The sequence below is a fragment of the Neisseria shayeganii genome (assembly GCF_014054965.1).
In the GTDB taxonomy this organism is placed as follows: Bacteria; Pseudomonadota; Gammaproteobacteria; order Burkholderiales; family Neisseriaceae; genus Eikenella; species Eikenella shayeganii.
In genome coordinates, this window is the sequence record NZ_CP059567.1 from 88,989 (window position 1) to 101,466 (window position 12,478).

Below are 12,478 nucleotides of genomic sequence, written 5' to 3' on the forward strand. Positions count from 1 at the left end.
AAGAAAAAGGCTACCTGAACGTTTCAGGTAGCCTTTGTTGTGTCTGAACCTTAGTCTTCGTAGTTGTCGATAGACGGGCAGGAGCAGACCAGGTTTTTATCGCCGAAGACATCGTCCACGCGGTTGACGCTGGGCCAGAATTTGTTTTCGCGCACAAAGGGAAGCGGGAACACGGCTTCTTCCCGGCTGTAGGCGCGGTTCCATTCGCCGGCGATGTTGGCGGCGGTGTGCGGGGCGTTCACCAGCGGGTTGTCGTCTTTCGGCCACACGCCGTTTTGCACCTTCAGCGCTTCCTGCTTGATTTGCTTGAGCGCGGCGATGAAGCGGTCGAGCTCGGCCTTGTCTTCCGATTCGGTGGGCTCGATCATCAGGGTGCCGGCCACGGGGAAGGACATGGTGGGGGCGTGGAAGCCGTAGTCCATCAGGCGTTTGGCGATGTCCACTTCGGTAATGCCGCTCTCGGCTTTCAGCGGGCGCAGGTCGATGATGCACTCGTGCGCCACGCGGCCGTTTTTGCCGGTGTAGAGCACGGGGTAGTCGGCCGACAGTTTTTTGGCCACGTAGTTGGCGTTGAGCAGGGCGGCTTCGGTGGCTTGGCGCAGGCCGTCGGCGCCCATCATGGTGATGTACATCCAGGAAATCGGCAGGATGCTGGCGGAGCCGTAGGGCGCGGCGGAGACGGCGCCCATGCCTGCGGTTTTGCCTTCCACCGGCGCTACCACGTGGCTGGGAGCGTAGGGGGCGAGGTGGGCTTTCAGGCCGATGGGGCCCATGCCGGGGCCGCCGCCGCCGTGGGGGATGCAGAAGGTTTTGTGCAGGTTCATGTGCAAGACGTCGGCACCCACTTCGGCCGGCTGCATGATGCCGACTTGGGCGTTCATGTTGGCGCCGTCCATATACACTTGGCCGCCGTGGTCGTGAATCAGTTTGCAGATGTCGCGGATGCCTTCTTCGTACACGCCGTGGGTGGAGGGGTAGGTAATCATCAGGGCGCCGAGGGTGTCGGCGTATTGCGCCACTTTGGCTTGCAGGTCGGCCACGTCCACGTTGCCTTGCTCGTCGGTGTTCACCACCACCACTTTCATGCCCAGCATTTGGGCGGTGGCGGGGTTGGTGCCGTGGGCGGAGCGCGGAATCAGGCAGATGTTGCGCTCGGGCTGGCCTTGGGCGGCGTGGTAGCGGCGGATGGCCAACAGGCCGGTGTATTCGCCGGAAGCGCCGGAGTTGGGCTGCATGGAGATGGCGTCGAAGCCGGTGATGGCTTTGAGCTGCTCTTCCAGACCGTGGATCATGTTCAGGTAGCCCTGCACCTGTTCGCGCGGGGCGAAGGGGTGGATGTTGGCGAATTCGGGCCAGGTGATGGGGATCATTTCGCTGGTGGCGTTCAGCTTCATGGTGCAGGAGCCGAGCGAAATCATGCTGCGGTTCATCGCCAAGTCGCGCTCTTCCAGTTTTTTCAGGTAGCGCAGCATTTGGTGTTCGGTGTGGTGGCTGTTGAACACGGGGTGTTGCAGAATCGGGCTGCTGCGGCGCAGGGAGGCCGGGATGCGGCAGGTGGCTTCGGCAGGCAGCACGGCGGCTTTGCCGGTGAAGATTTCGGTGAGTACGGCGAAGTCGGCGGCGTCGCTTTCTTCGTGGAAGGAAACGCCCAGCACGGTGTCGGCGGCGCGGTGCAGGTTGAAGCCTTTGGCCAGTGCTTTTTGGTAGATGGCGTCGGCTTGGGCGCCGCAATCCACTTCTACGGTGTCGAAGAAGTCGCTGTTGGCGATGCTGAGGCTACCTGAAACGATGTTGGCGAAGGCGCAGGCCAGGGCGTGGATGCGGCTGGCGATGCGCTTCACGCCTTCGGGGCCGTGGTAAACGGCGTACATGCCGGCCAGGTTGGCCAGCAGCACTTGCGAAGTGCAGATGTTGGAGTTGGCTTTTTCGCGGCGGATGTGCTGCTCGCGGGTTTGCAGGGCCATGCGCAGGGCGGGTTTGCCGGAGGCGTCCACCGATACGCCGATGATGCGGCCAGGGGCGGAGCGTTTGTGTTCGTCTTTGAAGGCGAAGTAGGCGGCGTGCGGGCCGCCGAAACCCATGGGGATGCCGAAGCGTTGGGTGCTGCCCAAGGCCATGTCGGCGCCCATTTCGCCGGGCGATTTCAATAAGACGAGGCTCATGACGTCGGCGGCCACGGCGGTCACCGCGCCTTTGGCTTTCACGGCGGCGATGACGTCGCCCAAGTCGGCGATGTCGCCGTCTTTGCCGACGTATTGGAACAGGGCGCCGAAGAATTCGCCTTCGGCGGCTACCTGAAAGTCGCCCACCACCAGTTCGAAACCGAAGTATTCGGCGCGGGTTGTCATCACGTCCAGCGTTTGCGGATACACGCGCGCATCCACGAAGAAGCGGTTGGACTTGGATTTGCTCACGCGGCGGGCCATGGCCATGGCTTCGGCGGCGGCGGTGGCTTCGTCGAGCAGGGAGGCGCCGGCCATTTCCAGGCCGGTCAGGTCGATACACATCTGCTGGAAGTTGAGCAGGGCTTCGAGGCGGCCTTGCGCCACTTCGGCCTGATAGGGGGTGTAGGCGGTGTACCAACCGGGGTTTTGCAGCACATTGCGCACGATGACGTTGGGCAGGCGGGTGGGCGAATAGCCTTGGCCGATGTAGCTTTTGTGGATGGTGTTTTGGGCGGCCACGGCCTGCAGTTTGGCCAGCGCGTCGGCTTCGCTCATGGCGGCGGGCAGATTCAGTTTGCCCGGCATGCGCACGCTTTGCGGCACGGTGTTGTCGATGAAGGCGGCCATATCTTCTTCGCCCAGCTCGGCCAGCAAGGCGGCCTGTTCGGCGGCGTTGAGGCCGATGTGGCGGGCGATGAATTCATTCGGGTTGAATAACTCGTTAAATTGCATGGGGTTTCCTTTGTAACTGTCGGTCGGAACACTGGCAGACGGTGCAAAAGGCCGAATTGTAGCGCAAGCGGCGGAAAAAAGGCGGAAAGTGTGCGGAAATGTAAAGACAAAGGTCTAGGCTACCTGAAAGCAGTGCGGCGGCGCCGTCCGTGCTTTCAGGTAGCCTGAACGGCGGGCGGGCAGGGAACGGTTTGTTTGTGCAACACAATTTAACCCGATGTTGCGGTTTCTAGGGCGCATCGTCATCATGCTTGCGAAGCGGTTTTTTGAGGCAAAATTTGCAGCTGCCAGGCAAAAAGCGCAGCAAGATTGGACATCTTGCGAGCATTTTTAACGCCGCAGATGCGGGTTTTGACCAAAAATACCGCCGCAATGCCTGGTGACGGCACGCCCTAAACCTTTGGCTCTTAACTTACTTGCTCTTTTTCTGCTAAACTGCGCGCCTTTTGTCCGCCCGAAACCATGTTGCTCGACCTGACCCGATATTCGCCCGCCGCATTCCGCCGCGAAGCCGCCAAACTGGCGGTGTTGGCGATGCCGATGCTGGCCGCCCAAGTGGCGCAGGTGGGAGTGGGTTTTGTCGATACCGTGATGGCGGGCGGGGCGGGTAAAGACGATTTGGCCGCCGTGGCGCTGGGCGGCAGCGCATTCATCACGGTTTACATTACCTTTCTCGGCATCATGACCGCCCTCAACCCGATGCTGTCGCAACAGCACGGCGCGGGCGAAACCGAGGCGGTGGGCGAATTGGGCCGGCAGGGGCTGTGGTACGGCCTGTTGTTGGGCATCTTGGGTATGTTGCTGCTGTGGCTGGCGATTGCGCCGCTGCAGGGCTACCTGACACTCAATGCCAATGTCGAAGCCCAATTCGGCCAGTATGTGGGCTTTATTGCGCTGGCGATGCCGGCGGCGATGGTGCACCGCGCCCTGCATGCTTATGCGTCCAGCCTGGGGCGGCCCAAGCCGATTATGTGGGTGAGCTGGGCGGCTTTGCTGCTGAATATCCCGCTCAACTATATTTTTGTTTACGGGAAACTGGGCATGCCGGCTTTAGGCGGGGCAGGCTGCGGCCTGGCCAGCGCGCTGGTGTTTTGGTTTAACGCGCTGGCGCTGTGGCTGTATGTGGCCAAGCAGCGTTATTTCCGCCCTTTCGGCCTGATGGCGCGCTTTTCCAAGCCGGATACGGCGGTGTTCGGCCAGATCACCCGCTTGGGTGTGCCCATCGGGCTGTCGTTCTTTTTGGAAGTGAGCCTGTTCACCTTCATCATGCTGCTGATTGCGCGTTTGGACGGCAATACGGAAGACTTTGTGGCCGCGCAGCAGGTGGTGATCAACATCACCGGCATCATTTATATGATTCCGCAAGGCGTGGGCACGGCGGCCACGGTGCGGGTGGGTTACTCCGTCGGCGCCAACGAGCTGTACCGGGCGCGCTATGCCGCCGGCGTGGCGGTGGCGGTGGGGGCGGCGCTGGCCGTGTGCACGGCGGTGCTGATTCTGCTGCTGCGCCATCACTTGGTGGCGATGTACACCGACGATGCCGCCGTGCTGGCGCTGGGGGCGACGATTCTGCTGTTTGCTGCCGCCTTCCAGCTGGCCGATGCGGTGCAGTGCATCGCTTCTTTCGCCCTGCGCGGCTATAAGGTGACCAAGCTGCCGATGCTGATTCATGCCCTGGCTTTTTGGGTGCTCGGCTTGGGGCTGGGCTGCTGGCTGGCCTTCGGCAGGGAGATGGGCATTTACGGATTTTGGACGGCGCTGGTGCTGTCTTTGGCCGCAGCGGCCGTGGCGCTGCTGTGGTGTTTGGAAACAGTGAGCCGCGAACGGGCATACCGATGAAGATAGAATACGATGCCGATTTAAGCCCTCTGCACACTTTCGGCCTGCCGGCCCGCGCCGCCGCCTTGTGCGTGCTCGAACACACCGACAGGCTACCTGAAATCCTCCGCCTGCCCGAATACCGCCGCGAAACGGTCTTGTGGCTGGGTGGCGGCAGCAATGTGCTGTTTATGAAGGATTATCCCGGCTTGGTGGTGCGCATGGCCACGCGCGGCATTGAAGTGGTAGCCGATGATGGCGACACCGTGCGGGTGCGCGCCCAAGCCGGCGAAGTGTGGCACGATTTCGTGCAGCACACCCTGGTGCTGGGCCTGAGCGGCTTGGAAAACCTGAGCCTGATTCCCGGCACCGTGGGCGCCGCGCCGGTGCAGAACATCGGCGCTTACGGCGTGGAAGTGAAAGACCGCATTGTCGAAGTGGATGTGTTCGATTTGGAAACTCGGCAGTTTGCCGTCCTCAGTCGGGACGACTGCCGCTTCGCCTACCGCGACAGCCTGTTCAAGCAGGCCGGCAAAGGCCGTTATGTGATCACCGCCGTTACCTTTGCCCTCAGCCGCCGTTTTACGCCGCAACTGCGCTACGGCGATTTGAAAAACGTGGCCGAAACCTTGGCACAAGGCGGCCCGCTCACGCCGCAGCTGGTGGCGGAGGCCGTGTGCCGCATCCGCCGCAGCAAACTGCCCGACCCGGCCGAACTCGGCAATTGCGGCAGTTTTTACAAAAACCCGGTGGTCAGCGCCGAACAAGCCGCCGCTTTGCGGCAACGGTATCCCGGCCTGCCCGAATACCCGCAGGCCGACGGCAGCGTGAAACTGGCGGCCGGCTGGCTGATCGACCAATGCGGCCTCAAGGGCCGGCAGGAAGGCGGTGCCGCCGTGCACGATCGGCAGGCGCTGGTGTTGGTAAACCGCCGCCGCGCCACCGCTGCCGACGTCGCCCGATTGTCCGAACACATTTGCCTCAGCGTGCAACAGCGCTTCGGCGTGGATTTGGAGCCGGAGCCTATCTGGTTTTAAACCGGAAAACTGCAGGCAGCCGGCAGGCAACAAACTGTTTGTTAAAGTGAAACAAATAGGATGCCGGCCGATTGTCCGCAGGCCCTAGAACCTGTATTCTTCAGGCAGCGAATCTGCCGAGTGCAGGTTCTTTCACTTGCCTGCCGTTTCCTGAAAACGGCGGGCGGCAGCAGGGGTGCACCCGCCCCGCCACACACAGAAGAAACCGCCATCTCAAATACAAAATCAAGGAGTCCCACCATGGCCAAGAAACCCGGCAAGCCGAGTACTTACGACCGCATCGTTGATGCCAGCCTGAAGTTGTTCAACGAAGAGGGCGAGCGCAACATCAGCACCAACCACATCGCCCAACACCTCGGCATCAGCCCCGGCAACCTGTATTACCACTTCCGCAATAAAGACGAAATCATCATCCAGCTGTTCAAGCGCTACACCAACACGCTGTTGGACTACATCCGCCAAACCGAGCTGCCCGGCGACATGGCCAAAATGGGCGAGTATATGAACGGCGTGTACGACATTTTGTGGGACTACCGCTTCCTGTTCAGCGACGTGAATACCCTCCTGATGCGCAGCAAAGAGCTGTTGGGCGACCACAACGAATTCACCCACGTGAAAATTTCCCCGCTGCTGGTGCAGATTTTCACCGAGCTGCGCCAGAAAGGCATTTTGGAAGCCAGCGACGAAGCCTTGCGCGAATTAGGCTTGAACGTGTGGCTGGTCACCAAATACTGGTTCGATTTCGACAACTCCCAGCACGACGGCTCGTGGAACGAAGAAGCCAAGCGCCGCGGCATTTACCAGACCATGAGCCTGATTCGCGGTTTTGTGGCCCCCGCCCATTATGAAAACTACGATCAGCTGATGCAGGCTTACCGCAGCTGAGTTTGGATGTTTTGGAGACGGCACGCCCCGGCGTGCCGCAACACAATAAAGGCTACCTGAAAGTTTTCAGGTAGCCTTTTGTTCTTCGGCCTTTAGCGTTCCTGCAAGGCCTGTTTCATGCGTGTGATCGGTTTGATCAGGTATTGGAACACGGTTTTTTCGCCGGTGCGGATGTCCACGGTGGCGGTCATGCCGGGGGTGATTTCCAGCGGTTGGCCGTTGCTGTCGGTCATGCGGTTGCCGCTGGTCTCCACCAACACGCGGTAATAGGCTTCGTCGGGGTTCAGCTTGAGGGCGCTGGAGCGGCGGTCGTCCTGCAGGGTATCGGGGCTGATGAGGGTAACCTTGCCTTCGATGCCGCCGTAAATGGCGTAATCATAAGCGCTGATTTTCACCACCGCCTCTTGGCCGGGGCGGATAAAGGCCACGTCTTTGGGGCGGATGTAGGCCTGCACCAGCAGTTTGTCGTCCAGCGGCACGATTTCCAGAATGTCCTGCCCCGCCTGCACCACGCCGCCGACGGTGTTGATGCGGATGTTTTTCACCACACCGCGCAAAGGGGCGCGGATTTGCGAACGGTCCACCGGGTCGGCGCGCATGGCCATGTTTTCGCGCGCCTGCGCCAGCTCGGATTCGGTCTGTACCAGTTCGTTGCTGGCTTCGGTCACGTAGCGGTTGCGGCGTTCCGCGATTTGTTGCGACAAATCGGCCGACTGCCGTTTCATGCGCAAGAGTTCCACTTCCGACATCACACCCTGCGCCACCATCGGTTCGGTGATGGCGATTTCGCGGTCGAGCATGGCTTTGCTTTGCTGCAGGCCGCTGACGGCATCGGCCATCGCGCGGCGGCGGGCTTGATAGGCGGCGGTTTCGCGGGCGCGCAGCTCGGCCGGCAGACCGGCCGGGAATTGCAGTGCCGTGCCGTGCGCTTCGGCCTGCAAACGGGCGGAAATCGCCTGCAGATTGTTCACTTTGGCTTCGCTTTCGCGCAGCACGGCGGAGCTGCGGGTGTCGTCGAGCAAAATCAGCACTTGGCCTTTGTCTACCACATCGCCTTCTTTGACTTTGATTTCGCGGATGATGCCCGGGTCAAGGCTTTGCACGATTTGGTCGCGGCTGCTCGGAATCACGCTGCCTTGCCCGCGGGTCACTTCTTCCAGCGGGCTGTTGTAGGCCCATACCACGAAGATAACGAGTAGCAGGGCAAACAGCAGGGTAACGGCAAAAATACCGCGGTGTTTTTCGGTTTGCAGGGCGGCGTTGAGGTCGTTGATCAAGGCCAGATCGGATTCTTTGATCTGTTGGTCGTTTGGGGAGCGGGACATGGCGGGCTTCTCCGGTGAGGCTACCTGAAAACTCAGGCGGAGCGGACGGCAGGTTGGGCCGGGGTGGCGGGCTGCGGTTCGCCGCCCATCAGGCGCTGGAGTACCGCATCGCGCGGGCCGTCCAAAATGATCCGGCCTTCTTCAACCACGATGACGCGGTTGACGATGCGCAAGACTTGCGGACGGTGGGTCACCACCAGCAGGGTGCGTTCTTTGGTCCAATCGGCCAGCACGCGCAGGGCGCGGTTTTCGGTGCCTTGATCCAAACCGCTGGTGGGTTCGTCCAGTAAGACCACGCGCGGATTTTTTAAGGTCATGCGTGCCAACGCCAGCAATTGCTGCTGGCCGCCGGAGAGGCCGAGGCCGTTTTCGCCCAAAGGCATATCTAAGCCGCGCGGGTGGCTTTGAATCAGGCGGTCAAGGCCGAAGCGGCGCAGGGCGAACATCAGCTCTTGGTCGCTGGTGTACTCGCCGGCCGCCAGATTGAGGTTGTCGCGCAGGCTGCCCAGAAACAGGCGCGGCGATTGGCTGAATAAGGCGATTTGGTGGCGCAGATAATCGGGGTCGATTTGGCGCAGGTCGATGTTGTCGATACAGATATTGCCTTCGGCCGGCTCGTACAGGCCGGCAGCCAGCTTGAGCAGGGTACTTTTGCCGCTGCCGATGCGGCCGAGAATACCGATTTTTTCTCCGGGTTGAATATTGAGACGGATGTTGCTGAGTGCCGCTTGGTTGTCTTTGCCGTAGCGGAAGGCTACCTGATGGAAGCTCATGCCGCCCTGCATGGCGTCCAGTGTAATGTATTGGCGGTCGGGTGCGCGCTCGATCGGGCGCTCCACAATGTTGTTGACCCCTTTGAATGCCAATCTGGCCTGCTGGAAGCGGGTGGCCAAGCCGGCGATTTGCGCCAGCGGCGCCAGCGCGCGGCCGGAGAGAATCACGGCGGCGATCAAGGCGCCCATGGTGATGCGGTCGGCTTCATTGCTGCTGTGGATGAGGTAGGTGCCGAGCACCACCAGAAATACGGTGTTCAGCTGCTGCATGGCCACGGAAAAGCTGACCACGAAGTTGCTCAGGTTTTTCACTTTCACTTGGGAGGCGGCGGTTTTGGCGGTGAAGTTGTCCCAGCGTTGCTGGGCCCAATTGACCGCATTGTTGGCCTTCAGGGTTTCGATGCCTTCAATGGCTTCCACCGCCAAGCCTTGGCGTTGCGAGGATTCGCGCATGGATTCGTTGATGTAGCGCGCCATGCGCGGCTGCACCGCCAACCCCACCAAGATCACAACGGGGATGATGATCAGCGGCACCAGCGCCAGCTTGCCGCCCAATAGGGCGATGACGAATACGAACAGCAGCAGGAAAGGCATGTCCACCAAAGCCAGCAGGCTGGCGCTGGTCATGAATTCGCGCACCGATTCGAAATCGCGCAGATTGTTGGCATAAGAGCCGGCAGACACCGGTTTGTCGGCCAAACGCAGGCTCATGACGCGGCGGAACAGGGCCGAGCTGATGATGAGGTCGGCCTTTTTGCCGGCGATGTCGGTCAGGTAGCCGCGGATCAGCTTGGCGATGAATTCGAAGGTAATCGCCAATACCACGCCGATGCTGAGTGCCCACAGGGTTTCATAGGTTTGGTTGGGAATCACGCGGTCGTAAACGTTCATCACATACAGCGAGCTGACCAGCGCCAGAAAGTTGATGATGAACGTGGCCAGAATCACTTGGTAATAATAGTTTTTGAAACGCCAAATCACTTTCCAAAACCATGCTTTGGGCAGATGGTATTCCGGTAATTCGGAGCGGGTGTCTGAGGCAGCCTTGGGTTTCACAAACCAGCAAAAGCCCAGATAGAGGAGATTAAGCTCCGCGTGGGTCAGCACTTTTTCCAAGCCGTCGGTTTGGCGGATGGTGTAGCGCCGCTCGCTGCCGCTGCCCTCGATTTTGGTGACCACGGCGGCTTCTTCGTCGTGCAAAATCAGCACCGCCGGCACGGCCAGGGCCGGAATTTCCGATAAAGGGCGTTTGGAAAGGGTGTTTTCAAAACCGTGGCTGCGCAGCACTTCGGCCAAGGAGCGGAAGGTGTCGTGACGGCTTTCGCCGTGTACGGTTTGTGCGGCCAGGGTTTCTTTGGCCAGCGGTGCGCCGCAGATTTTGGTGGCCAAAGCCAAATGGTCGATTAGGGCGTTCATGGTTGTGGGGCGGGGGTGGACAACAGTTGTTCGGGTATGGGCATATCCATCAGGTCGGCGGGTATGCTGTGAGAGGAGACGGAGATGGGCGTCAGCAAGTTTTGCTCAGGCGGGGGCGCCACCTGCGCGGCCGCTTCGGGCGCCGGAGGGGCGGGCGGCTTGGCTGCGGCTTGCGGAACCGATGTTGCGGGTTCGGCGGTTTGCCGCATGGCCGGTGCTGGGTTTTCAGGTAGCCTGTCCGAAGCGGCAGGTGGTGGCGGGGTTGCGGCGGGTTTTGCGGTTTCGCTTGGTGCGGCAGGCGGTGCGGAAAGCCATTGCTGGGGCAGTGCGGATGCCGTTGTTTGCTGTTCGCTGTTTGCCCAATCGCTAATGGCGGCTTGGGCGGTTAGGTAGGCGAGGGCGGCATCGGAAAAGTCGGCGTAGGCATTCACTTCGGCAATCTGGATGTTCGACAATTCCTGGTAGGCATTGAGCACATCGGCCAGTGAGCGGCGCGCGATTTTGAACTGTGCTTCATAAGCGCGCACCACTTCGCGTTGGGCGCTGATCTGCTGGATGGCCACCAGCATCCGACGGCGGCTTTGGCCCATGTCCACCTTGGCCGTTTGCGATTTCTCGGCCGTTTCGCGTAGGATTTCTTCCAGCTTGGCCTCGGCCGCCGCCAAAGAGTGGCCGTCTTGCCGCACGGTATGGCGGGCGGCATGGTCGAAGATATGCCAATTCAGACTGAGAAAGACCTCGCGGTTATTGCGGTTCAGGTTGCCTTCCAGATTCACGGAAGGCAGGCGGCGGGAGCGGCTTACATCCACTTGGGCGCGTACGCTGTCCCATTCTGATTTTTGCGCCAGATAGGAAGGGTGCGATAGCTGGCTGCGGTTTTGATAACGGGAAATAATGTCTTCCGGTGTGCTGCCGGCAAAGGGATCGCGCAGGTCTGCTGCTTGTAAGGTGCGGCCGGTATAACGGCTCAGGCTGCTTAAAGAAGTGTGGAGGATGCGCTGTTGCTGTAAGAGGTTGGACTCGGCTTGCAGGCGCCTGGCCTGAGCTTCGGTGAGTTCGGAGCGGCGGCCGGCATCGTAGCGGACAATAACAGACAGGTCATGCAGCATTTTGTCGTGCCGTGCCAAGCTCTCGCGGTACACCGCGCTTTGTTCGCGCGCGCGCAAAGCTGTCAGGTAGAGTTCCGAAATGGTTTTACCCAGTTGCTCGCGGGTTTCATCGTATTTGTGCCGGTAGTAGCCCTGTTTGCTTCGGTCGCGTGCTACCGCCGCTTCGATGCCGCCCCATGCGTAGAGGTTTAAACGTCCGTGTAAGCCGATGTCTGCATCTTCGCGGTTGGCCGAATGGCTTTGACGCTGCGCAATCGTTTGGCGGCCGGTGAGTGAGAGCACCGGATAATGCCCTGCTTGGGCGATTTGTACTTGCTCTTCGGCTGCGGCAATATTGGCCCGTGCCTCCAAAAGGCGCGGATCGCTGTTCAATGCCTGACGGAGAACGGCTCGCAATCCGCCGTCTTCTGCATAAGCAGGGGCAGAAAAGAGAATAATGAGAAAACTCAAAAAATAGGGCCGGAGTATCATGAGGCGCAACATTTGCTTGTCGGATCAATGCGGCCGTCGTTAAGAGTCGGCGGCTGAAGGTAGGCTCTAAAGTAAAACCTGCCGGTATGATAGCAGCCGAAGGCGGGGCAGCGTTAATTTACTGCCGGCTTTTGTAAAAGGTGTTGTATCGCGGGTTTAAAAACTTTGGATAAACGCTTGTTACCGTCTGATGAAGGCAAATGGCGGGATGGTGATTCATTTTTGTTATAGGGTTCTGATAATGTTTGCCCTTTCAGGTAGCCTAAAGCACATTGGCAAGAGTAGTTGTTCGGCTTTATAAGGGGAAAATGCCACGAAAGCACCGCCCCTGCTTAATTTACCCTGTTGCCGCTATGGGCGGTCGGCTATAATCAATGTCATTCCAAATCATGATTTGCCTAAGCCCGCAGGCTACCTGAAAGACCTCATCCATGTTGATTTGCAACCCTTACGAAATCGTTATACAAGGCATCACCAGCAACGGCAAAACCTTCCGCCCCAGCGATTGGTCGGAGCGTTTGTGCGGCATCTTGTCTTCGTTCGACAACAACCGGCTTTCCTATCACGATTGGGTGCGCCCCATTTTGGTGGACAATGTGCGCTGCGTGGCCGTAGATAAAAAACTCGAGCAAATCAACGAATCCATGTTCCGCTTTCTGATGGATTTCGCCCAAGACAACGATTTGCGCGTGATCGATTGCAAAGCCTTGTTGGAAGAGCAAAATGCAGCGGAAGGCACCCTCTTGG

At 59.8% G+C, this 12,478-nt stretch carries 7 protein-coding genes and 1 pseudogene; 4 read left to right on the top strand and 4 right to left on the bottom strand.

Features of this window, described 5'->3' with window-relative positions:
* Positions 1–50: 50 nt before the first annotated feature.
* Complete coding sequence (gene gcvP / locus H3L94_RS00410) at positions 51–2,897, bottom strand: aminomethyl-transferring glycine dehydrogenase (protein WP_182122212.1); 2,847 nt, start codon at positions 2,895–2,897, stop codon at positions 51–53.
* 462 nt (positions 2,898–3,359) lie between these two features.
* Here gcvP and H3L94_RS00415 point away from each other — a divergent pair, with 462 nt between their 5' ends.
* The 3 genes from H3L94_RS00415 (at position 3,360) to H3L94_RS00425 (ending at position 6,637) form a co-directional block, all read left to right on the top strand.
* Positions 3,360–4,736 (top strand): MATE family efflux transporter, encoded by a 1,377-nt coding sequence (locus tag H3L94_RS00415; protein WP_182122213.1) that lies wholly within the window; start codon positions 3,360–3,362, stop codon positions 4,734–4,736.
* A complete protein-coding gene (murB, locus tag H3L94_RS00420) occupies positions 4,733–5,752 on the top strand; it encodes a UDP-N-acetylmuramate dehydrogenase (protein ID WP_182122214.1) in 1,020 nt (339 codons plus the stop codon). Before H3L94_RS00415 ends, murB begins: the two co-directional genes overlap by 4 nt.
* Positions 5,753–5,992: 240 nt before the next feature.
* Positions 5,993–6,637 carry a TetR/AcrR family transcriptional regulator gene (locus H3L94_RS00425; protein WP_182122215.1) on the top strand — a complete coding sequence of 215 codons (645 nt, stop codon included), beginning with the start codon at positions 5,993–5,995 and terminating at the stop codon, positions 6,635–6,637.
* Between the two features lie 92 nt (positions 6,638–6,729).
* Here the strand turns inward: H3L94_RS00425 and H3L94_RS00430 are convergent, their stop codons facing one another.
* The 3 genes from H3L94_RS00430 to H3L94_RS00440 are packed head-to-tail and all read right to left on the bottom strand — an operon-like array spanning position 6,730 to position 11,656.
* Entirely contained in the window at positions 6,730–7,962 is a 1,233-nt protein-coding gene (locus H3L94_RS00430) for an HlyD family type I secretion periplasmic adaptor subunit (RefSeq protein WP_182122216.1), read from the bottom strand.
* A gap of 32 nt (positions 7,963–7,994) precedes the next feature.
* Positions 7,995–10,151, bottom strand: coding sequence for a type I secretion system permease/ATPase (locus H3L94_RS00435; RefSeq protein WP_182122217.1), 2,157 nt, complete (start codon positions 10,149–10,151; stop codon positions 7,995–7,997).
* Positions 10,148–11,656 carry a TolC family protein gene (locus H3L94_RS00440; protein WP_244958776.1) on the bottom strand — a complete coding sequence of 503 codons (1,509 nt, stop codon included), beginning with the start codon at positions 11,654–11,656 and terminating at the stop codon, positions 10,148–10,150. The genes H3L94_RS00435 and H3L94_RS00440 overlap by 4 nt, the downstream gene beginning before the upstream one ends.
* A gap of 506 nt (positions 11,657–12,162) precedes the next feature.
* Between H3L94_RS00440 and H3L94_RS12920 the strand changes: the two are divergent.
* Positions 12,163–12,451: pseudogene (locus H3L94_RS12920) on the top strand (DUF3579 domain-containing protein); the annotation flags it as partial.
* Positions 12,452–12,478: the final 27 nt, after the last annotated feature.

What these genes read in the sequence shown, in the direction of transcription:
- murB (WP_182122214.1), top strand. Translation starts at nt 4,733, where the DNA reads ATGAAGATAGAATACGATGCCGATTTAAGCCCTCTGCACACTTTCGGC.
- gcvP (WP_182122212.1), bottom strand. Translation starts at nt 2,897, where the DNA reads ATGCAATTTAACGAGTTATTCAACCCGAATGAATTCATCGCCCGCCAC.
- H3L94_RS00435 (WP_182122217.1), bottom strand. Translation starts at nt 10,151, where the DNA reads ATGAACGCCCTAATCGACCATTTGGCTTTGGCCACCAAAATCTGCGGC.
- H3L94_RS00415 (WP_182122213.1), top strand. Translation starts at nt 3,360, where the DNA reads ATGTTGCTCGACCTGACCCGATATTCGCCCGCCGCATTCCGCCGCGAA.
- H3L94_RS00430 (WP_182122216.1), bottom strand. Translation starts at nt 7,962, where the DNA reads ATGTCCCGCTCCCCAAACGACCAACAGATCAAAGAATCCGATCTGGCC.
- H3L94_RS00425 (WP_182122215.1), top strand. Translation starts at nt 5,993, where the DNA reads ATGGCCAAGAAACCCGGCAAGCCGAGTACTTACGACCGCATCGTTGAT.